This window comes from Cupriavidus oxalaticus (genome assembly GCF_004768545.1).
Lineage (GTDB): Bacteria > Pseudomonadota > Gammaproteobacteria > Burkholderiales > Burkholderiaceae > Cupriavidus > Cupriavidus oxalaticus_A.
The window spans coordinates 488,472-507,392 of record NZ_CP038634.1 but is presented as its reverse complement, the minus strand read 5'-3'; the positions used below and the strand labels follow the sequence as shown (position 1 = coordinate 507,392).

The window sequence follows — 18,921 nt, the reverse complement described above, 5'->3', positions numbered from 1 at the left end:
GCGCGTCAGCGCGGCATGGCGGTGGCGGCCGGCGTCACTGCGCGCGCGGCCCGGGCTGCCCGGGCAGCCATCACGGCGCGGTAACCGTGCACCGCATCGAGCAGGCCTCCGTGGCGCATGCCAGGGAAGGCGATGCGGCGGCATGCCGCTTCGGCAGCGAACATCGCGGCGATCAGCAAAGGGGTGGCGAGGTTGGCGAAGTTCGACCACGCCGCCACTGGAGCCAGCACGAACAGCAGCGTGGAGGCGCCGGCCACGGCCGCGAAGAACAGGGTCCAGGCCTGCGTCACGCGCCGCGCATAGCGGGCGTGCGCCGGCGTCAGCTCGCCATGGAGGGCCGTGGCGATCTGTGCGCACAGCGGGGTGTGGCCGTCGCGCAAGGTCAGGCCGAACATCACGCCAAGCGCCACGTTGACGCCGGCGTGCTGCAACAGGTATGTCCAGCCAAAATGGTGCGACAGCGGCACTCGCCAGAGCCAGAGCGCCACGCATGCCGCGACCAGTGCGAACAGTGCCGGCTTGCGTCCGGCGGTGCGCAGCACGGCCAGGAAACCGAGCGCCAGGAACGGGAGGATCCCCAGGAGCAATGCGACGACTTCTGCTCCCGGCCGATGCGCGGCATAATGCAGCGCGCATTCATAGATCACGAACCCGGCGACCCCGACGAGCCATCCACGGCCGCCGCCGATGGCCGAGGCGTGCGGCGTACTCGCGGATTCGACCCGTGCGTCCTGGACGGGCCGGGCACGGGCGGGGAGGGAAGACGATTGGCTCGAGGACATCATTTGTGTCGTTATCATGTGTAGCAAGCGGCGCTTCAGGCTGAGGCCGAAAACCGGCGAAATCCAAAGTCCGCGAGTGTGCGCCAGACTGCGAAGCGAACGCTTTATACCTTAAAAGACCCCCTACGCGGTGCCAGGATTCCCCAAAGCCCTGTTGATGTTGTTACCAAACTTCTCTCGGCTAGCCCGCCATCGGGGCCTTTGGTAGCATCGGCTGGCCCCCACGGCGCGCCGGGACGATCCGGACCGGCTGCGTGCCGCGGCGGCCCCCTCTGCTTCAACATGACCGAACTTGAAACCGAACTCGCCCGCCTGATCATCGACGAACTCGACATCGCAGACCTGCGACTGGAAGAGGTCACCGCCGACACGCCGCTGTACGGCGAAGGCTTCGGGCTGGACTCCATCGACATCCTGGAGATTGCCCTGCTGGTGTCGCGCAAGTACGGGGTCGAACTGCGTTCGGACAACCCCGACAACAAGACCATTTTCGCGTCGCTCGGCAGCCTTGCCGGCTACGTCGCGGCGCAGCGCGCCAGCTAACCCCGCCACCCGGGAACCGGAGCGCGACATGCCCCAGCATGCCACGCCACTCCCTGCGCCCGCGCCGGGCGCCGACGCAGCGCACCGTTCCCACCTGGTGCTGATCCCCAGCTACAACCCCGGCACCCGCCTGCACGGCACGCTGCAGGCGGCGCGCGCGGCGTGGGCGCCGGTATGGGTCGTGGTCGACGGCAGTACCGATGGCAGCGAACGCTGGCTGCGGGCCGAAGCCGCCACCGACCCGGCGCTGCGCGTGCTGACGCTGCCCACCAACCAGGGCAAGGGCGCTGCTGTGCTGCACGGCATCGAAGCCGCGGCGGCCGAGGGCTTCACCCATGTGCTGGTCATGGATTCGGACGGCCAGCATCCGGCCCACCTGATTGCGGAGTTCATGGCCCTGTCGCAGCGCGAGCCGGACGCGATGGTGCTGGGCCGGCCGGTTTTCGACGCCAGCGCGCCCCGCGAACGGGTCTACTGGCGGCGCATGTCCAATTTCTGGGCCGATGTCGAGACCCTCTGGGCCGGGATCGGCGATTCCCTCTATGGCTTCCGCGTCTACCCGATCGCGCCGCTGCGCGCGGTGATGCGCGAGACGCGCTGGATGCGGCGCTTCGATTTCGATCCCGAAGCGGCGGTCCGCCTGTGCTGGCGCGGTGTGCGCCCTATCAATGTGGCGGCACCGGTGCGCTACTTTGCACGGGGCGAAGGCGGTGTCTCGCACTTCCGCTACCTGCGTGACAACCTGCTGCTGACCGGGATGCACCTGCGGCTGCTGGCGGGTTGCGCGGTGCGGCTGCCGGTGCTGCTGTGGCGGCGCTTGCGCCTTGCCGGCAAGGCGGCGCCCCGGCATCTGCGCTGAGCACGGCCGCCGGCCAATGGCCAAAGCAAAGAAGGCCGCGCAATGCGGCCTTCCTGCATTTCCGTTCCTGCGCGTGTCCGATCATCGATCCGCGCGAAACTGGCGACTATTACTTGCCCAGTTACTTGCCCAGTTCGTGCCCGATCACGCCGCCAACCACGGCACCGCCGATGGTACCGGCCGTGCTGCCGTCGGTCAGTTCATGGCCGGCCACGCCGCCGGCCACTGCGCCCGCTGCGGTACAACCAGCCAGCGCCATGCTTGCGCCTATCAGGAGTGCGCCTGCGAGTTTCCACATGATGGGTCTCCTGCATCATTGCCGGGCTGGCCCGGGTGGACCGGCCCATGCGTCCAGCTTAGGCACGGTCCGGCCGGCGGCCTTTCAGGCACGCGCCGAAATCGCTGTAGGAATCGGACGACGGCAGGTAGTGCTGGCGCTACCTCAGGCGTCCTTCGCGTGCTGGCGCAGGCGCTTGATCAGCGACGAGGTGTCGGCGCGGCCGCATCCCATCTGCTGCAGGTCGGCATAGAACTGGTCGACCAGCGCCGTCACCGGCAGCGCGGCGCCGTTGCGGCGCGACTCGTCCAGGCACAGGCCCAGGTCCTTGCGCATCCAGTCCACCGCGAAGCCGAAATCGAACTTGTTGTCGATCATGGTGGGGCCGCGGTTTTCCAGCTGCCAGGAGCCGGCGGCGCCCTTGCTGATGACATCCAGCACCAGCCGCATGTCCAGCCCGGCGCGCTCGCCGAAGGCGATGGCCTCCGACAGGCCCTGGATCAGGCCGGCAATGCTGATCTGGTTGACCATCTTGGCCAGTTGCCCGGCGCCGGCCTCGCCGATGCGGGTCACCGCGCGGGCATAGGCGGCGATGACCGGCTCGGCGCGCGCGTAGACGTCGGCATCGCCGCCGCACATGATGGTCAGGATGCCTTTTTCCGCGCCGACTTCGCCGCCCGAGACCGGGCCGTCGACAAAGTGCAGGCCGCGCTCGCCGGCCGCGGCATAGAGCTCGCGCGCGACATTGGCGCTGGCCGTGGTGTGGTCGACGAAAATGCAGCCGCTCGGCGCGCCGAAGAAGGCGCCATCGGGGCCGGTCAGCACCGCGCGCAGGTCGTCGTCATTGCCGACGCAGGAGCACACCACCTGTGCGTCGCGCACCGCCAGTGCCGGCGTCGCTGCCGCCTTGCCGCCGAACTTCCCGACCCAGGCCTGCGCCCTGGCGGCGGTGCGGTTGTAGACCGTGACCTCGTGCCCTTTGGCGGCGAGGTGGCCGGCCATGTGGAAACCCATGACGCCCAGGCCGAGAAATGCGACACGCATGCTGCTGCTCCGTTGCTTGATCTGTTTGTGGAATCGGTGAGGCGCGGGCTAGGGCCGCGCCCGGCCCCCAGAGTATACGGGCGGGAGCAGGCGGGGCACAGATACAGCAGGGCGGAATGCGGGGCATAACAGAGTGACGAGGGAGGCATTCATACCCATGTCACTGCTAACCCGGAAAAACCCATGTCCTGGGTATTCGGACTGCATCCAATGACTACTCCGGCTTCACCCCCGCCTCCCGGATCACCGTATTCCACTTGCCGACCTCGGCCTTGATCCGCGCACTCGCCTGCGCCGGCGTCGTCCACGTGGCAATCGCCCCTTGCTTGAGCAGCGTGGCCTGGACTTCCGGCTCTGCCAGGATCTTCTTCAGGTCGCCGCTGAGCCGGTCGATCACCGGCGCCGGCGTGCCCGCCGGAGCGACGATGCCGAACATCGAGCTGACTTCGAAGTCTTTCAGTCCGGCTTCGGTGGCGGTCGGCACGTCGGGCAGCGCACTGACGCGCTCGGACGAGGCCACCGCCAGGGCGCGGATCTTGCCGGTCTTGACGTAGGCCTGGGCCGCGGGAACGGTCTCGACCATGCTCAGCACCTGACCGCCGATCAGGTCGGTCATGGCCGGGCCGCTGCCCTTGTATGGCACGTGCAGCATCTCCACGCCGGCCATGCGCTTGAACATCTCGCCGGCCAGGTGCTGCGGAGAACCGTTGCCGGCCGAGGCGAAGGTGATGGCGCCGGGCCTGGATTTTGCCAGCGAGACCAGTTGCGGCAGGCTGCTGGCGCTGACCGACGGATTGACCACGAACACCAGCGGCACGGTGCCGACGATCGACACCGGCGCGAAGCTCTTCTCCAGGTCGTAAGGCACGCGGCTCTTGTACAGCGCGGCGTTGATGGCGTGGCTGGTGAGCGCGCCCAGCAGCAGGGTATAGCCGTCGGCGGGCGACTTGGCGACCAGCTCGGCGCCGATATTGCCCGCGGCGCCGGCGCGGTTGTCGACCACCACCTGCTGGCCGAGCGTGGTGGACAGGCGCTGGGCCAGCGTGCGGCCGATCACGTCGGTGGCGCCGCCGGGCGGGTAGGGCACGACCAGCCGGATCGGCTTGGCGGGATAGGCGTCCGCGGCCATGCCCCAAGCCGGGGCGAGCAGCATGCCGGCAAATGCGAGAGAAGCGACCAGGATGGAGCGGCGAGGGGTGCGGCGCGCCGCTGTGGTGGCGCGGGCGGCCGTGGGCGAAATGCCAGGCATGTGGGTCTCCTGTGCCGGGAAATCGTTGGAATGGGAATGGATCGGCGGGCGGCGGGTGGCCGCCGGCGGATGACGCCCGGCTCGTTATCGGGGCCAAGTGTAGGCCGGGCCGCTTGATTGATGAATCCGTATTTTTCTATCGACTGATCTCTGGATTGAATCAATTAATGCGGTGCGATGCCGGGCTTGCGCTACGCCAGCATTGGCCGCTAAGCTTCCGGCCATCGATTATCAATAATTTCATTGGAGATAGCCCTCATGTCCGCCAACGACCCCAGCAAGCCCGACGCCACCCGACCGCAAGGCCTGGCCAAGGGCCTGACCAACTACGGCGACACCGGCTTCTCGCTGTTCCTGCGCAAGGCCTTTATCAAGGGCGCCGGCTATACCGACGACGCGCTGTCGCGGCCGGTGATCGGCATCGTCAACACCGGCAGCAGCTACAACCCCTGCCACGGCAACGCGCCGCAGCTGATCGACGCGGTCCGGCGCGGCGTGATGCTGGCCGGCGGCCTGCCGGTGGATTTCCCGACCATCTCGGTGCACGAGAGCTTTTCCGCGCCGACCAGCATGTACCTGCGCAACCTGATGTCGATGGACACCGAGGAAATGATCCGCGCGCAGCCCATGGACGCGGTAGTGCTGATCGGCGGCTGCGACAAGACCGTGCCGGCGCAGTTGATGGGCGCGGCCTCGGCCGGGGTGCCGGCGATCCAGCTGGTAACCGGTTCGATGCTCACCGGCGCGCATCGTGGCGAGCGCGTGGGCGCCTGCACTGACTGCCGCCGCTACTGGGGCCGCTATCGTGCCGAAGAGATCGATGCCGCCGAGATCGCCGACGTCAACAACCAGCTGGTGGCCAGCGTCGGCAGCTGTTCGGTGATGGGCACGGCCAGCACCATGGCGTGCGTGACCGAGGCGCTTGGCATGATGGTGGCCGGCGGTGCCTCGGCGCCCGCGGTGACGGCCGACCGCATCCGCGTGGCCGAGCGCACCGGCACCACGGCGGTGGCGATGGCCAAGGCGCGCCTGACGCCGGACCGCATCCTGACCGGCAAGGCTTTCGAGAACGCACTGCGCGTGCTGCTGGCGATCGGCGGCTCGACCAACGGCATCGTGCACCTGACCGCCATTGCCGGCCGCCTCGGCATCGATATCGACCTGGCGGGCCTGGACCGCATGAGCCGCGAGACGCCGGTGCTGGTCGACCTCAAGCCCTCCGGCCAGCACTACATGGAGGACTTCCACAAGGCCGGCGGCATGACCATGCTGCTGCGCGAGCTGCGTCCGCTGCTGCACCTGGACACGCTGACCGTGTCCGGCCGCACGCTTGGCGAAGAGCTTGACGCCGCGCCGCCGCCGTTCGAGCAGGACGTGATCCGCAGAGCGGCCGACCCGATCTACCCGGCCGGCGGCCTGGCCGTGCTGCGCGGCAACCTGGCGCCGGGCGGCGCCATCATCAAGCAGTCCGCGGCCGATCCGGTGCTGATGGAGCACGAGGGCCGCGCCGTGGTATTCGAGAACGCCGAGGACATGGCGCTGCGCATCGACGACGAAGCGCTCGACGTCAAGGCCGACGATATCCTGGTGCTCAAGCGCATCGGACCCACCGGCGCGCCCGGCATGCCCGAAGCGGGCTACATGCCGATCCCGCGCAAGCTGGCGCGCGCCGGGGTCAAGGACATGGTGCGCATCTCGGACGGCCGCATGAGCGGCACCGCGGCAGGCACCATCGTGCTGCACGTGACGCCCGAAGCGGCCATCGGCGGTCCGCTGGCGCTGGTGCGCAGCGGCGACCGCATCCGCCTGTCGGTGCGCGAGCGCGACCTGACGCTGCTGGTCGACGACGCCGAACTGGCCCGCCGCGCCGCGGCGCAGCCGGTGGAGCGCCCGCGCGCCGAGCGCGGCTACCGCAAGCTGTTCCTCGAGACCGTGACGCAGGCCGACCAGGGCGTCGACTTCGACTTCCTGCGCGCGACGCAGACCGTCGATACCGTGCCGCACCAGCGCTGAGCCATGCCGGACATCACCCCACAGTCCGAAGCCGGCGCCATGCAGCAGGCCGTCGATACGCTGGAGGAGGACATCGTCTTCGGCCGCCTGCATCCGCGCGAGCGGCTGACCGAGGACGACCTGATGGCGCGCTTCGCCCTCAAGCGGCATGTGGTGCGGCAGGTGCTGGCGGGGCTGGAGGCGATCGGCGTGGTCGAGCGCAAGCGCAATGTCGGCGCGGTGGTGCGCGCGTTCTCCGCGCGCGAGGTGCTGGAACTGTACGCACTGCGCGAAGTGCTGGAATGCCATGCCGCCGGGCAGATCGACCTGCCGGTGCCGCCGGCGCGGCTGGCGCCGCTGGCCGCGGTGCAGAAGCAGCATGACGCCGCCGTGGCCGCTGGCGATGCGCGCGCGGTGTTCCGCATCAACCAGGCCTTTCACCGCGAGCTGTTCGCGCTGACCGGCAATGCCGTGCTGCAGCAGGCCATCGGCGACTATGCGCGCCGCACCCACCCGATCCGGTTCGGCACGCTGGCGGCCGCGGCCTATCGCGAGCGCGCTCGGCAGGAGCACTGGGCCATGATCGAGGCGCTGCAGCAGGGCAACCGCGAGGCGCTGGTGGAACTGTGCCGCCGCCACCTGCTGCCGTCGCGCGATGCCTATCTCGCCGCGGCGCAGGCCCGGGGCGCTGCCTGAACCCTGCGGACAGCCCCGGCGGGCCGCATTGCGGCCACCGCCCTGTGGCAGCGGCATCACAGCGAAGTCAGAACCCGCCTACGCCGCCGTCCGCCATCGTCCTATCCCTTGCGCGCGTGACGCTGCCTACATTGGAAGCAGCGTCACCACCGCAAGGAGCCGATTCATGTCATTCGCGCTATACATCATTGGCTTGCTGGTCCTGGTCGGCGGCATCGCCTGGGCGATGTCAACGGCCGGCCTCGCGACCGTTTATATCGGCATCGCCTGCCTGATCGTGCTCGGCGTCGGCATCATGATGGCCGTCTCGCGCACGCGTACCAAAGACCCTTCCTAAAGCCTGCGGGCCCGGCTCCGTGCCGGGCCTGTCCTGACGGCGGCGGCGGATCGGCAGCCCGAAGCGATCGGCCAGCGCGCGCCAGCGGCCGGTCGCGAGCCCGGCTCGATGCCGTGCGGGTAATGGTGCGCGGCATCGCGAGCTCCCACATCATGCGCAGGTGGCGCCAGTTCGGCGGGTTCAGGCGCGTCGGCCCGAGCGCGCTGGCCATAAGGCCGGCGCAGACCACCGCGACCACTGCACCACCGCGACGATGGCCGGCAGCGCGCCGGCCAGGATCAGGATATCGACGATGATGCTCATGCGCTGGCCTCCATGGCGCCGGCGCCGGCAGCGGCGGGATGCGCCAGCTGCGCGCGCACCGCCGCGGCAAGTTCGGCGGCGGCGGGGGACAGCGAGCGGTTGCGCGAGGTCACCAGCCCGATCGAGCGCTCGGTCACTGGCGCGGTCAGTAACCGCTCGACGATGCCGGCCTGGCGCACCGTGCCGGCCGCAATCTCTGGCAGCGCCGCCACGCCGAAGCCGCATTCGACCATGGCCGCGATGGTGGCCAGGTGCTCGGCCTCGAACACCGGCTGGAAGCGGATCTTGTTCTGCAGGAAGGCCCATTCGGCGTACTGGCGCACGCTGCTGGGATGCGTCATCGATACGTGCGGCGCGGTGGCGGTATCGGCCCAGCGCAACGGGCCGCTGCTGCGCGCCAGCGGGTGCGCCGAGGGGATCAGCAGCACGAAGCGGTCGGACAGCAGCGGCTCGTAATGCAGGTCGGCCTGCTGCGGATCGGCCGCCGTCAGCGCAAAGTCCACCTCGCCCGCGCGCACCAGGTCGAAGGCCGGGCCGGACAGCGTGTCGATCACCTTCAGCGCCACTTCCGGGCGCGCCCGGTGATAGGCCATCAGCACGCGCGGCAGCATGCGCGCCGCCAGCGACGGCAGCGCCGCCACGGCCACCTGGCCGCGCTCGGCGCTGGCAATGCCGGTAACGGCGTCGATGGCGCCGCGGAAGGCGGCCTGCAGCAGCGCGGCCTGCTGCATAAAGACCTGGCCCGCGGCGGTCAGGCGCACGGTGCGGGTGGTGCGATCGAACAGGCGCACGCCGAGCGATTCCTCGATGCGCAGGATCTGCGTGGACAGGGCGGACTGGGACAGGTGCAGCTGGGTGGCGGCCTGGCGGTAATTGAGCGTGCGGCCGAGCACCAGCGTGGTCTCGATGTCCCGCATCGACAGGTTGATTTTCATGGTCAGGCAGTGGCGGGCGCGGTGTGCGCCGCGGAAGACATGAGCGGCACGAGCGGTCGGATCGTGCGATTGATCTGATTTGTGGATCATTTTATCCAGAGAATCGACTTCATCAATCAAAGCGAGTTCTCTACACTGCCGGGATTCCGTTGCCCGGCGCGCCACTGCGGCCCCCGGGGCGGCACCAATCCCGCAGGACTTCCCCGGAGAACCTATGCCGAACCCGACCGAAGCGGTCACTGCCAGCCCACTGGGCCGTCCCGGCGCCGCCCATGCGGTGGTGGTGGGCGGCGGCACCATGGGCGCCGACGTCGCCGTGGTGCTGACTCGCGCCCTGTGCCGCACCACCGTGATCGAGCCTGACGCCACGCGCGGCGCCGCGCTGCCCGGGCGGGTGCGCGACAACCTGGCCGCCATCGGCCGCGCCGACGGCGCCGCATGCCTGTCCGTGGCCGCCACGCTGGACCAGGTGGAATGGGCCACCGTCGACCTGGTGATCGAATGCATCCCCGAGCGCCTGGAACTCAAGCAGCAATTGTTTGCCGACCTGGTCCGCCGCGCGCGGGCGGACACGGTGCTCGCCAGCAACAGCTCCAGCTTCCCGATCAGCGCGATCGGCGGCGGGCTGGAGTCGCGCGAGCGCATGCTGGGCCTGCATTTCTTCATGCCGGCGCACCTGGTGCCGCTGGTCGAAGTGGTGATGGGCGAAGACAGCGACGAAGGCAGCGCCGACGCGCTGATCGCGTTCATGCGCCGCTGCGCGATGGTGCCGGTGAAAGTGCGCAAGGACCTGCCCGGCTTCCTTGCGAACCGGCTGCAGCACGCGCTGTCGCGCGAGGCCTTCAACCTGATCGACCGCGGCATTGCCTCGCCCGAGGACGTGGATGCGGCGGTGCGCTTCGGCTTCGGCTTCCGCTTTCTGGCGGCTGGCCCGGTGCTGCAGCGCGACCATGCCGGCATCGACGTGCACGCCGCCGCCGGCGCCACCATGTACCCGAGCTTCTGCAACGACGACCATCCCGCGCGCTGCCTGGCCGAGCGCGCCGCCGACGGCCGCCACGGCATGAAGCGCGGCGAGGGCTTCTATGTCTGGAGCCCCGCAGCCATTGCCGCCGAGCGCGCGCGCTACGACCGCCTGCTGCGCGCCGGCCTCGACCTGATCGCTCCTGAATTGCCCGAGATCCAGCCATGACCCAAGCCAATCCGTCTGCCTCGACACAAGCCGCCGCGGCCCGCGCGGCGCTTGCCGATTCCCCGCTGATCGTCACGGTCGCGCCCAACGGCGCCTACAAGCAGGCTGCCGACCACCCCGCGGTGCCGCTGACCGCCGCGGCGCTGGCACAGGAAGCGCGCGCCTGCCTCGATGCCGGCGCCGCCATGATGCATATGCACGTGCGCGATGCGCAGGGCCGCCATTCGCTCGACGCGCAGGCCTACCGCGACGCGCTGGCCGCCGTGAAGCAGGCCGTCGGCGATTCGCTGCTGGTGCAGGTGACCAGCGAAGCCGCCGGCGTGTACAAGGCCCCCGCGCAGATGGCGATGGTGCGCGAGCTGCGGCCCGAAGCCGTGTCGGTGGGTTTGCGCGAGGTGGCCGTGCCGGAGATCCCGGAAAGCGAGCTGGCCGCGTTCTTCGCCTGGCTGGCGCGCGAACGCGTGATGACGCAGGTCATCCTGTACGACGCGGCCGACGTGCGCCGCTGGCATGCGCTGCGCGCGCGCGGACTGGTGCCGGCGGGTGCGTGGTCGCTGCTGTATGTGCTGGGGCGCTATTCGGCGGGGCAGGTCTCGTCGCCGCACGACCTGCTGCCGTTCCTGCAGGTGGCCGCGGAAAGCGACGATGCGCTGCCGTGGGCGATCTGCGCCTTTGGCCGCGAAGAGAATGCCTGCGTGACCGCGGCCGCCGCGTTCGGCGGCCATGTGCGGGTGGGCTTCGAGAACAACCTGCTGCTGCGCGACGGCAGCCGCGCGCCCGGCAACGCCGCGCTGGTGGCGCAGGCCGTGCAGGGCGGACTCACGCTGGGCCGGCCGATCGCCGACGCCGCGGATGCGCGCCGGATCTACGGCGCGGTGCGCTGATGCGGTCCCGCGTGCGCGCCGTGGTGGGCACAATGGTGGCCGCGCGGCGGGCGGCCGAGGTCAGGCGCCGTCGCTGAAGCTGTCGCGCGGACCGTTCGGGTTGTGTGCGCCGTCGGTGAAGGTGCTGCGGGTGCCGGTGGCGGTGTGTGCGCCATCGGTAAAGCTGCTGCGGGTACCGGTGGCCGTATGCGCGCCGTCGGTGAACGAGCTGCGCGTGCCGGTGACGCTGCGCGCGCCGTCGCTGAACGGATCGACGCTGCGCGGTGCTGCCTGCGCGGTGCCGACCGCGGCCGCAACCAGTGCGGTGGCGACAAAGACTTGCCTGAGTGCTTGCATGGATGCTTCTCCGTAAGAGTGCCAGCCCGGTACGGGTGGCGGTAGAGAGAAGTCTAGGCACTGGCCATCCACGCCAGCATGACGCCGACATGACATTGCCGTCATGCAGCATTTGCCCTGCGCGGCAAGCGCACGGCAAATGCAGGGAAATGCAAGGAAATGCGCCGCGCCGTCGCGCGCAAACGCCGGCAGCACCGGCAAAGGCTGTAGAATCATGGCTATCCGACCGGCCTGCGGTTCCATCGCCGGTCCTCATTGCCCGCGGAAATGCAGCGGGCCTCTCACGATAGTCATGTCCGAGTCTGATTCAGCCAAACTCGCTGCGGTGGCGTGGATCCACGAGCAAATGGACCGTCATGCGCTGACGCTTGACGACCTGGTCGCCGCGGGATGCTTCGACAAGGTCCCGGCGCGCGCTGTGGAACCCTCACGCAAGGCCGCGCCCGAGGCCGGCGCCGATGTTGCCAGCGCCAAATCCAATGGCGCACCGCGTCCGCTCTACCGCAATGCCCTGGGGCAAAGCTGGGACGGCGAGGGCGAATACCCCGACTGGCTGCAGCGCGCGGTCAATGCGGGGCAATCGATCGAGTTCTTCCGCGTCGAATAAGCCGCACGCGCAGCGCCAGCGGCTTGCGGCAATAAGCGGGTAGCAGTCAGGAACGCCGCCAGGCGCGGCGTTGCGCTTCAGCAGCGCGAGGCAAAAGGCAGCAGGTCGGGCAGCAGGTCGTTGAATACCGCCGGTGTCGCCATCGGGGCCGCATGCGCCCAGTGGGCCATCACCTCGGGCGGCAGTTCCGGCAGTTCGCCCGCGGCGGCGGCAGGTTGGCCCGGCAGCGTTGCGGTGTCGTCGTCCGACGGCTGCGGCGACCCGTCCTGCAGTTGCAGCGGCACGCCTTGTCCGCCGGGTTCCACCATGACCTGCACCGCGGCGCCGCGGCAGCTGCCTTCGCTGCCGCCACCCAGTGCGGCTTCGGCTTCCATCTTGGCCGCTGCGTGCCGTTCCGGCAGCGACAGCCCCGCGGCCTGCACCGCGCTGCATACGGTCGTCACGGCCGCCAGGGCACCGGATACCGGCGCGAGCAGTGCAAGCGACAGCAGCAGGGAGTTCGACAGGCGCGGCAGGCGTTTCATCAAGGCGGGCGAAGGCTAAGCGGACAGGTAATCGAAATCGCGCGGAGCGCGGGGGGAACCATCGGCCGGGCCGGCGGTCACCGCGCATTTTACTGGCATTTCCCCGCAGAAAGCCGTCTTTGCCATGACATTTCTGAAATCTTTGCCCATTTCCCGCCATCCTCGGCTAGCGTTACGCCATGGCGGCACTGGTGCCGCCGGAAAGTGACTGACACATGCGTATCCTGATTGTCGAGGACGAACCCAAGGCGGGCGACTACCTGCTCAAGGGCCTCACCGAATCCGGCTTCGTGGTGGACCTGGCGCGCGACGGTGTCGACGGCCTGGCCCACGCGCGCGAGCACCCCTACGACCTGATCGTGCTGGACGTGATGCTGCCCAACCTTGACGGCTGGCAGGTGCTGCGCGAGCTGCGCCGCGAGCGCGACACGCCCGTGCTGTTCCTGACCGCGCGTGACGAGCTGTCGGACCGCCTCAAGGGCCTGGAGCTTGGCGCCGACGACTACATGGTCAAGCCGTTCGCCTTCGCGGAGCTGGTGCTGCGCATCCGCACCATCCTGCGCCGCGGGCCGCTGCGCGAGAGCGAATTCATCGAAGTGGCCGACCTGCAGATCGATGCCATCCGCCGTCGCGTGGTGCGCGCCGGCCAGAAGATCGACCTGACCTCCAAGGAGTTTGCGCTGCTGTACCTGCTGGCGCGCCGCCGCGGCGAGGTGCTGTCGCGCTCGCTGATCGCGTCGCAGGTGTGGGACGTCAACTTCGACAGCAACACCAATGTGGTCGACGTATCGATCCGGCGCCTGCGCGCCAAGGTCGACGACCCGTTTGCGCGCAAGCTGATCCATACCCGGCGCGGCATGGGCTATGTGCTGGATGACGGCGAAGACAGCGATGGCTTCGGGCCCGGCGCGGCATGATGCGGCTGCCGTCGTCCCTGACCACGCGGCTGGCGCTGGCGTACGGGCTGGCCACGGCCGCGATCCTGGTCAGCGTGGCAGCCTACCTGTCCAGCGCGCTGTCGGCGCAGCTGCAGGGCCGCGACGAGAGCGAACTGGTCGGCGAAGTGCTGCTGGTGCGCCACCTGCTGCGCGAAGTGCGCAGCGAGGCTGAGATCCGCGCCGATACGCACCGGTTCGCCGATATCGCCATGGGCCATGAGGGGCTGATCCTGGTGGTGCGCTCGCGCCAGGGCGAGCCGCTGGTCACGCTCAATCCGCGCAACGAGTCCGTGCCGCCGCTGCGCGTGCTGCCGGCCGGCATGCAGCCGGAGAAAGACATGCTGCAGACCTGGTATCCGCGCAACGGCGTGCCTTCGCGCGGCATTGCCGCGCTCGGCCAGCTCGGGGATTCCGACAAGGCCGTCGAGATCGTGGTGCTGCGCGATGCCGGCTACCGCGTGGCGCTGATCCGCGAATACCGCTACCGGTTGCTGTGGGCGACGCTGTGCGGCGCGGCCGCGGCGGCCGGGCTCGGTTTCGTGCTGGCGCGGCGCGGTCTGCAGCCGCTGCGGCGCATGGCAACCGACGCGGCCGCGGTGACCACCAGCCGGCTTGCCACGCGGCTCGATGTGGGCAGTGCGCCCGCCGAGCTGCGCGAACTGGCGGCCGCGCTCAACGACATGCTGGCGCGGCTGCAGGACAGCTTCTCGCGGCTGTCCGAGTTCTCGGCCGACCTGGCGCACGATTTCCGCACCCCGATCAGCAACCTGATCGGCCAGACCCAGGTAACGCTGGCGCAAAGCCGCGGCGCGGCGGAATACGAGGCGCTGCTCGAATCGAACCTGGAAGAATACGAACGGCTGGCGCGCATGATCGAGAACATGCTGTTCCTCGCGCGCGCCGACCATGCGCAGGTGGCGCTGGGCGTGCGCACGCTGGATGCGCGTGAAGAGCTCGACAAGATGGCCGAGTATTTCGAGGCGGTCGCGGCCGACCGCGACGTCACGCTGGCGGTTGGCGGACACGCGCTGGTGCAGGCCGACCAGGCGCTGCTGCGGCGCGCGGTCACCAACCTGCTCGACAACGCGCTGCGCCACGCGCCCGAGGGAACCACGGTGCGGCTGGATGCCACGCGCGTTCCCGCGCCGGGTGGGGCGGCCAACACCTGCATCCGCGTCAGCAACGCGGGACCGGCGATCCCGCCGGACACCCTGCCGCATATCTTCGGCCGCTTCTACCGCGCGGACCCGTCGCGCCGCAATTCGGCCACTTCGACCGGCCTCGGGCTGGCAATCGTCGACACCATCATGCGGCTGCACGGCGGCAGCGTGACCGTGCGCAGCGCCGACGGCGAAACGGTGTTCTCGCTGCAATTCCCGGCCGAAACCTCGGCCGCGGCGACGCAGGCTCCCGCCACGGTGGCCTGAAGCGATCGGCAGCGGACCGCTGCGCTTGCATGTGCCCGGCACGCGCGCATAATGGCGCGCGTGCCGGCAAGGCAACTCCGGCCGGCGCATCCACACGCAACCAGGATCACAACCCACAAGGAGAGTGACATGCAGGTGCAACCCTATCTGGATTTTGGCGGCCGCTTCGACGAAGCCGTGGCGTTCTACGGCAAGGTGCTGGGCGCGCAGGTGACATTCGCGATGCGCTACAAGGAGGCGCCGCCGGACCAGGGCATGCAGATCCCGGAAGACTGGAAGGACAAGGTGATGCACGCCAATATCCAGTTCGGCGAGACCCAGCTGATGGCGTCCGATGGCCGCCCGGGCGAGCGGCCGGCCTTCAGCGGCTTCAGCCTGTCGGTCGGCGCGGTCGGCAAGGAAGAGGGTGAGCGCATTTTCAACGGACTGGCCGAAGGCGGGCAGGTGGTGGTGCCGTACCAGAAGACGTTCTGGGCCGAAGGCTTCGGCATGCTGGTGGATCGCTTCGGCATGTCGTGGATGGTCAATTGCGAGCACTAAGGGTCCGCTTGAAGCCTGCTTGACTCTGTAGCCGCTACAGGGTCTTCAATGTCATCAGGTCAAACCACGCGAACAACAAGAGATGGCTCGCACGTCACCTGAAGACGCACTGCCCCGGGACCATGCCGGCCCGGGGCACGATCACTCCGGACGCCGCCATGAACATGGCCACGATCACGTCCATGATCACGGTCCTGGCCATGCTCATGGCCACAATCACGGGCATGCACATTCGCAGGCCGCCCCGGACGCCACGGCGCCCTCTTGCTGTGGCGGTGGCTGCTCGTCAACGATTGCGCTGACGCCGGCCGCGCCCGTCGAGGTGCCGGCCGGAACCCGCACCGCCGCCTATCGCATCGACGCGATGGACTGCCCCACCGAGGAAACGCTGATCCGCAACAAGCTGGGCAATATGGCGGGCGTGGCGGCGCTGGAGTTCAACCTGATCCAGCGGGTGCTGACGCTCCACCATACGCTGCCGTCGCCGGAGCCGGTGGTCGCGGCCATCCGCAGCCTCGGCATGCAGGCGGTGCCGCTGGATGCCGAAGCCGCGCAGCAGGTCCTGCCCGAGACCACCGCACGCAAGCCGTGGTGGCCGCTGGTGCTGGCCGGCGTGGCCGCGGTCGGCGCGGAAGCGACCGAATGGCTGGCGCTCGGCCTGCCGTGGCTGCCGGCCGCGCTGGCGCTGGCGGCGGTGGCGCTGGGTGGCCTCACCACCTACCGCAAGGGCTGGATCGCGCTGCGCAACGGCAACCTGAATATCAATGCGTTGATGAGCATCGCCGTCACCGGCGCGCTGCTGCTGCGGCAATGGCCCGAAGCGGCGATGGTGATGGTGCTGTTCGCGCTGGCCGAGCGCATCGAGGCAGCGTCGCTCGACCGCGCCCGCAATGCCATCCGCGGGCTGATGGCGATGGCGCCGGAGCAGGCGACGGTGCGCCGCGACGACGGCAGCTGGGAAGCCGTGTCCGCGGCCAGCGTCGCCGTCGGCGCGCTGGTGCGGCTGCGCCCCGGCGAGCGCGTGGCGCTGGACGGCAAGGTCGTGCGCGGCCAGTCGGCGCTGGACCAGGCACCGATCACCGGTGAAAGCGTGCCGGTCGACAAGGCCGAAGGCGATCCGCTTTTCGCCGGCTCGATCAACCAGTCGGGCGAGATGGAATACACCGTGACCGCGCCCGCCGGCGACTCCACGCTGGCGCGCATCATCCACGCGGTGGAAGCCGCGCAGGGCAGCCGCGCGCCGACGCAACGCTTCGTCGACCAGTTCGCGCGCATCTACACTCCCACCGTGTTCGCCATTGCCGTGGCGGTGGCGGTGGTGCCGCCGCTGCTGGCTGGCGGTGGCTGGGCCGACTGGATCTACAAGGCGCTGGTGCTGCTGGTGATCGCCTGCCCGTGCGCGCTGGTGATTTCCACGCCGGTGACCATCGTCAGCGGCCTGGCCGCGGCCGCGCGCCGGGGCATCCTGGTCAAGGGCGGGGTCTACCTGGAGCAGGGCCGGCACCTGGCCTGGGTGGCGCTGGACAAGACCGGCACGATCACGCACGGCAAGCCGGTGCAAACCGACCATGCGCTGCTGGCCGACGCGCCGCCGCAGGTGCGCGCCATTGCCGCCAGCCTGGCCGCTCGCTCGGACCACCCGGTGTCGCGCGCGGTGGCCGCCGCCGCGGCGGGCGAAGGCATTGCGACGCTGCCGGTGGACGATTTCGAGGCGCTCGCGGGGAGCGGCACGCGTGGCACGGTGCAGGGCGTGGAATACCGGCTTGGCAATCACCGGCTGGTGCATGACCTGGGCGCCTGCTCGCCGGCGCTGGAGGCACGCCTGGAAGCGATCGAGCGCGAAGGCAAGACCGTGGTGCTGCTGGTGCGCGTCGAAGGCAACGGCGCCGCGACCGCGCTGGCGCTCTTTGCGGTGGCCGACACGGTACGCCAGACCAGCCGGCAGGCGATTGCCGGACTGCATGCGCTGGGCGTGAAGACGCTGATGCTGTCGGGCGACAACCCGCATACCGTGCAGGCCATCGCGGCCGAGGTCGGCATCGACGAGGCGCGTGGCAACCAGTTGCCGCAGGACAAGGCTGACGGCATCGCAGCGCTGGCCGACGCCGCGCATGCGCGCGGCGGCCGCATCGGCATGGTCGGCGATGGCATCAACGATGCGCCGGCGCTGGCGCGCGCCGATATCGGCTTCGCCATGGGCGCGGCCGGCACTGACGCCGCCATCGAAACCGCCGACGTGGCGCTGATGGACGACGACCTGCGCAAGATTCCGGAGTTCGTCCGGCTGTCGCGCCGCACCTCGCGCATCCTGGTGCAGAACATCACGCTGGCGCTGGGCATCAAGGCGGTGTTCCTGGCGCTGACTGTGATGGGGATGGGGACGATGTGGATGGCGGTGTTCGCCGATATGGGGGCGAGCCTGCTGGTGGTGTTTAATGGGCTGCGCGTGGGGGCAGCCAGCCGCAGGGACTGAGTATTGCCACGGGTTTGCTCCCCTCCCGCTTGCGGGAGAGGGGAGCCTGGTTCAGACGGCGTTGGCTGCGGCTCAGCGCGATAACACTTCGGGCTGCACAATCAATTCCCCGCTCCGCCCGGGAATCTCCCCCCACGTCACCGGCAACTGTGGCAGCCCGCTGCGCTCCAGCCCGCGATACCACGCCGCCATCGACACCAGCTCGTGCCCCTGCGCGCGCCATCCCGCCAGCAGCCGCTCGAACACCGGCGCCAGCTTGCCGCCTTCCAGTTCGGTATGCAGCGTAAAGACATGGTCCCCCGCGCCTTCGGTCAGCTTCAGCACCGCAGTATGGACATTGTCTTCGGTCAGCCCGCCGGTGCCGATCAGCTCGTCCAGCGTCGGCAGCGTGGTCGGCATCTGCACGTGCCGGCACGGCACGCCGTCGATGGTGGGGATATAGGGCGCCGTGCCGCGCCCGTCCGACGCATAGGCCATGCCCCAGTCGTCGATCTGGCGGAACGCATCCTCGTTCATCTGCCAGCCCGCTGCGCCATGCGTCGCCGGCGGTTCGCCGAAGACCTCGGTGTAGCGCGCAAACGCCTGCTGCATCTGGCGCCGGGTCCAGGCCGCATCGCGCTCGCGCACGTTGTCCTGCCAGTAGACGTGGTCCCAGGTGTGGATGCCGCACTCGTGGCCGGCGGCGCGGGCCGCGCGCATTTCCGCCGCGCCCTTGCGCCCGATATCCGGGCCCGGCAGCAGCACGCCGTACATCAGCGTGCGCAAGCCATAGTTGGATACCACCGAGGTGCGCGACACCTTCTTCAGGAAGCCCGGCCGGAAGACGCGCCGCAGCGCCCAGCCGGTATGGTCAGGCCCGAGGCTGAACAGGAAGGTGGCCTGTGCCTGCGCGGCGTCCAGCATCGACAGCAGCTTCGGCACGCCTTCGCGCGTGCCGCGCAGCGTGTCGACGTCGACCTTCAGGGCAATGCGTGCCATCTGCG

21 protein-coding genes are annotated in these 18,921 nt (G+C 69.5%); 12 read left to right on the top strand and 9 right to left on the bottom strand.

What is annotated here, in order from left to right; all coding sequences use genetic code 11:
- Positions 1-5: 5 nt before the first annotated feature.
- Positions 6-785 carry an acyl carrier protein gene (locus E0W60_RS02235; RefSeq protein ID WP_240745817.1) on the bottom strand — a complete coding sequence of 260 codons (780 nt, stop codon included), beginning with the start codon at positions 783-785 and terminating at the stop codon, positions 6-8.
- Positions 786-1,064: 279 nt separating this feature from the next.
- Here E0W60_RS02235 and E0W60_RS02230 point away from each other — a divergent pair, with 279 nt between their 5' ends.
- Complete coding sequence (locus tag E0W60_RS02230; protein ID WP_133094443.1) at positions 1,065-1,325, top strand: phosphopantetheine-binding protein; 261 nt, start codon at positions 1,065-1,067, stop codon at positions 1,323-1,325.
- Between the two features lie 28 nt (positions 1,326-1,353).
- On the top strand, positions 1,354-2,184 hold the full coding sequence (locus E0W60_RS02225; RefSeq protein WP_135702877.1) for a glycosyltransferase family 2 protein: 831 nt from the start codon (positions 1,354-1,356) through the stop codon (positions 2,182-2,184).
- Positions 2,185-2,305: 121 nt separating this feature from the next.
- Here the strand turns inward: E0W60_RS02225 and E0W60_RS02220 are convergent, their stop codons facing one another.
- From E0W60_RS02220 to E0W60_RS02210, 3 genes are all read right to left on the bottom strand, one after another.
- Positions 2,306-2,482: a glycine zipper 2TM domain-containing protein gene (locus E0W60_RS02220; protein ID WP_029046952.1), complete on the bottom strand. Its 177-nt coding sequence runs from the start codon at positions 2,480-2,482 to the stop codon at positions 2,306-2,308.
- Positions 2,483-2,626: 144 nt separating this feature from the next.
- Positions 2,627-3,505, bottom strand: coding sequence for an NAD(P)-dependent oxidoreductase (locus E0W60_RS02215; RefSeq protein ID WP_135702876.1), 879 nt, complete (start codon positions 3,503-3,505; stop codon positions 2,627-2,629).
- 214 nt (positions 3,506-3,719) lie between these two features.
- Positions 3,720-4,754: a Bug family tripartite tricarboxylate transporter substrate binding protein gene (locus E0W60_RS02210; protein WP_133094446.1), complete on the bottom strand. Its 1,035-nt coding sequence runs from the start codon at positions 4,752-4,754 to the stop codon at positions 3,720-3,722.
- A 258-nt stretch (positions 4,755-5,012) separates the two neighbouring features.
- On the opposite strand from E0W60_RS02210, the gene E0W60_RS02205 reads away from it, so the two are divergent.
- From E0W60_RS02205 to E0W60_RS36925, 3 genes are all read left to right on the top strand, one after another.
- Positions 5,013-6,767 carry an IlvD/Edd family dehydratase gene (locus E0W60_RS02205; RefSeq protein ID WP_135702875.1) on the top strand — a complete coding sequence of 585 codons (1,755 nt, stop codon included), beginning with the start codon at positions 5,013-5,015 and terminating at the stop codon, positions 6,765-6,767.
- Between the two features lie 3 nt (positions 6,768-6,770).
- Entirely contained in the window at positions 6,771-7,442 is a 672-nt protein-coding gene (locus E0W60_RS02200) for a GntR family transcriptional regulator (RefSeq protein WP_135702874.1), read from the top strand.
- 166 nt (positions 7,443-7,608) lie between these two features.
- Positions 7,609-7,779, top strand: coding sequence for a hypothetical protein (locus E0W60_RS36925; RefSeq protein ID WP_165971468.1), 171 nt, complete (start codon positions 7,609-7,611; stop codon positions 7,777-7,779).
- A 180-nt stretch (positions 7,780-7,959) separates the two neighbouring features.
- Here the strand turns inward: E0W60_RS36925 and E0W60_RS38025 are convergent, their stop codons facing one another.
- Positions 7,960-8,082 carry a hypothetical protein gene (locus E0W60_RS38025; RefSeq protein WP_255519723.1) on the bottom strand — a complete coding sequence of 41 codons (123 nt, stop codon included), beginning with the start codon at positions 8,080-8,082 and terminating at the stop codon, positions 7,960-7,962.
- A complete protein-coding gene (locus E0W60_RS02195) occupies positions 8,079-9,017 on the bottom strand; it encodes a LysR family transcriptional regulator (protein ID WP_133094449.1) in 939 nt (312 codons plus the stop codon). Before E0W60_RS02195 ends, E0W60_RS38025 begins: the two co-directional genes overlap by 4 nt.
- A gap of 214 nt (positions 9,018-9,231) precedes the next feature.
- Here E0W60_RS02195 and E0W60_RS02190 point away from each other — a divergent pair, with 214 nt between their 5' ends.
- Both E0W60_RS02190 and E0W60_RS02185 read left to right on the top strand, forming a co-directional pair.
- Positions 9,232-10,209: a 3-hydroxyacyl-CoA dehydrogenase family protein gene (locus E0W60_RS02190; RefSeq protein WP_135702873.1), complete on the top strand. Its 978-nt coding sequence runs from the start codon at positions 9,232-9,234 to the stop codon at positions 10,207-10,209.
- The gene (locus E0W60_RS02185) at positions 10,206-11,093 is read left to right on the top strand and encodes a 3-keto-5-aminohexanoate cleavage protein (RefSeq protein WP_135702872.1); all 888 of its coding nucleotides are present in this window, start codon (positions 10,206-10,208) and stop codon (positions 11,091-11,093) included. The genes E0W60_RS02190 and E0W60_RS02185 overlap by 4 nt, the downstream gene beginning before the upstream one ends.
- A gap of 60 nt (positions 11,094-11,153) precedes the next feature.
- On the opposite strand, the gene E0W60_RS02180 is transcribed toward E0W60_RS02185, so the two are convergent.
- Positions 11,154-11,429 carry a hydroxyquinol 1,2-dioxygenase gene (locus E0W60_RS02180; protein WP_133094452.1) on the bottom strand — a complete coding sequence of 92 codons (276 nt, stop codon included), beginning with the start codon at positions 11,427-11,429 and terminating at the stop codon, positions 11,154-11,156.
- Positions 11,430-11,721: 292 nt separating this feature from the next.
- On the opposite strand from E0W60_RS02180, the gene E0W60_RS02175 reads away from it, so the two are divergent.
- The gene (locus E0W60_RS02175) at positions 11,722-12,036 is read left to right on the top strand and encodes an H-NS family nucleoid-associated regulatory protein (RefSeq protein WP_135702871.1); all 315 of its coding nucleotides are present in this window, start codon (positions 11,722-11,724) and stop codon (positions 12,034-12,036) included.
- A gap of 77 nt (positions 12,037-12,113) precedes the next feature.
- Here the strand turns inward: E0W60_RS02175 and E0W60_RS02170 are convergent, their stop codons facing one another.
- Positions 12,114-12,560, bottom strand: coding sequence for a hypothetical protein (locus E0W60_RS02170; protein ID WP_133094454.1), 447 nt, complete (start codon positions 12,558-12,560; stop codon positions 12,114-12,116).
- Between the two features lie 215 nt (positions 12,561-12,775).
- On the opposite strand from E0W60_RS02170, the gene E0W60_RS02165 reads away from it, so the two are divergent.
- From E0W60_RS02165 to E0W60_RS02150, 4 genes are all read left to right on the top strand, one after another.
- Positions 12,776-13,477, top strand: coding sequence for a heavy metal response regulator transcription factor (locus E0W60_RS02165; RefSeq protein ID WP_133094455.1), 702 nt, complete (start codon positions 12,776-12,778; stop codon positions 13,475-13,477).
- On the top strand, positions 13,474-14,925 hold the full coding sequence (locus E0W60_RS02160) for a heavy metal sensor histidine kinase (RefSeq protein ID WP_135702870.1): 1,452 nt from the start codon (positions 13,474-13,476) through the stop codon (positions 14,923-14,925). The genes E0W60_RS02165 and E0W60_RS02160 overlap by 4 nt, the downstream gene beginning before the upstream one ends.
- 129 nt (positions 14,926-15,054) lie before the next feature.
- Positions 15,055-15,465: a VOC family protein gene (locus E0W60_RS02155; RefSeq protein ID WP_135702869.1), complete on the top strand. Its 411-nt coding sequence runs from the start codon at positions 15,055-15,057 to the stop codon at positions 15,463-15,465.
- 82 nt (positions 15,466-15,547) lie between these two features.
- Positions 15,548-17,938: a heavy metal translocating P-type ATPase gene (locus E0W60_RS02150; protein WP_135702868.1), complete on the top strand. Its 2,391-nt coding sequence runs from the start codon at positions 15,548-15,550 to the stop codon at positions 17,936-17,938.
- Positions 17,939-18,010: 72 nt separating this feature from the next.
- Here the strand turns inward: E0W60_RS02150 and E0W60_RS02145 are convergent, their stop codons facing one another.
- The gene (locus E0W60_RS02145) at positions 18,011-18,916 is read right to left on the bottom strand and encodes a polysaccharide deacetylase family protein (protein WP_135702867.1); all 906 of its coding nucleotides are present in this window, start codon (positions 18,914-18,916) and stop codon (positions 18,011-18,013) included.
- Positions 18,917-18,921 lie beyond the last annotated feature (5 nt).

Coding starts and splice junctions, on each gene's coding strand:
- E0W60_RS02155 (WP_135702869.1), top strand. CDS start 15,055: ATGCAGGTGCAACCCTATCTGGATTTTGGCGGCCGCTTCGACGAAGCC.
- E0W60_RS02200 (WP_135702874.1), top strand. CDS start 6,771: ATGCCGGACATCACCCCACAGTCCGAAGCCGGCGCCATGCAGCAGGCC.
- E0W60_RS02165 (WP_133094455.1), top strand. CDS start 12,776: ATGCGTATCCTGATTGTCGAGGACGAACCCAAGGCGGGCGACTACCTG.
- E0W60_RS38025 (WP_255519723.1), bottom strand. CDS start 8,082: ATGAGCATCATCGTCGATATCCTGATCCTGGCCGGCGCGCTGCCGGCC.
- E0W60_RS36925 (WP_165971468.1), top strand. CDS start 7,609: ATGTCATTCGCGCTATACATCATTGGCTTGCTGGTCCTGGTCGGCGGC.
- E0W60_RS02220 (WP_029046952.1), bottom strand. CDS start 2,482: ATGTGGAAACTCGCAGGCGCACTCCTGATAGGCGCAAGCATGGCGCTG.
- E0W60_RS02205 (WP_135702875.1), top strand. CDS start 5,013: ATGTCCGCCAACGACCCCAGCAAGCCCGACGCCACCCGACCGCAAGGC.
- E0W60_RS02235 (WP_240745817.1), bottom strand. CDS start 785: ATGATGTCCTCGAGCCAATCGTCTTCCCTCCCCGCCCGTGCCCGGCCC.
- E0W60_RS02230 (WP_133094443.1), top strand. CDS start 1,065: ATGACCGAACTTGAAACCGAACTCGCCCGCCTGATCATCGACGAACTC.
- E0W60_RS02180 (WP_133094452.1), bottom strand. CDS start 11,429: ATGCAAGCACTCAGGCAAGTCTTTGTCGCCACCGCACTGGTTGCGGCC.
- E0W60_RS02145 (WP_135702867.1), bottom strand. CDS start 18,916: ATGGCACGCATTGCCCTGAAGGTCGACGTCGACACGCTGCGCGGCACG.
- E0W60_RS02185 (WP_135702872.1), top strand. CDS start 10,206: ATGACCCAAGCCAATCCGTCTGCCTCGACACAAGCCGCCGCGGCCCGC.
- E0W60_RS02210 (WP_133094446.1), bottom strand. CDS start 4,754: ATGCCTGGCATTTCGCCCACGGCCGCCCGCGCCACCACAGCGGCGCGC.
- E0W60_RS02160 (WP_135702870.1), top strand. CDS start 13,474: ATGATGCGGCTGCCGTCGTCCCTGACCACGCGGCTGGCGCTGGCGTAC.
- E0W60_RS02175 (WP_135702871.1), top strand. CDS start 11,722: ATGTCCGAGTCTGATTCAGCCAAACTCGCTGCGGTGGCGTGGATCCAC.
- E0W60_RS02195 (WP_133094449.1), bottom strand. CDS start 9,017: ATGAAAATCAACCTGTCGATGCGGGACATCGAGACCACGCTGGTGCTC.
- E0W60_RS02150 (WP_135702868.1), top strand. CDS start 15,548: ATGGCTCGCACGTCACCTGAAGACGCACTGCCCCGGGACCATGCCGGC.
- E0W60_RS02225 (WP_135702877.1), top strand. CDS start 1,354: ATGCCCCAGCATGCCACGCCACTCCCTGCGCCCGCGCCGGGCGCCGAC.
- E0W60_RS02190 (WP_135702873.1), top strand. CDS start 9,232: ATGCCGAACCCGACCGAAGCGGTCACTGCCAGCCCACTGGGCCGTCCC.
- E0W60_RS02215 (WP_135702876.1), bottom strand. CDS start 3,505: ATGCGTGTCGCATTTCTCGGCCTGGGCGTCATGGGTTTCCACATGGCC.
- E0W60_RS02170 (WP_133094454.1), bottom strand. CDS start 12,560: ATGAAACGCCTGCCGCGCCTGTCGAACTCCCTGCTGCTGTCGCTTGCA.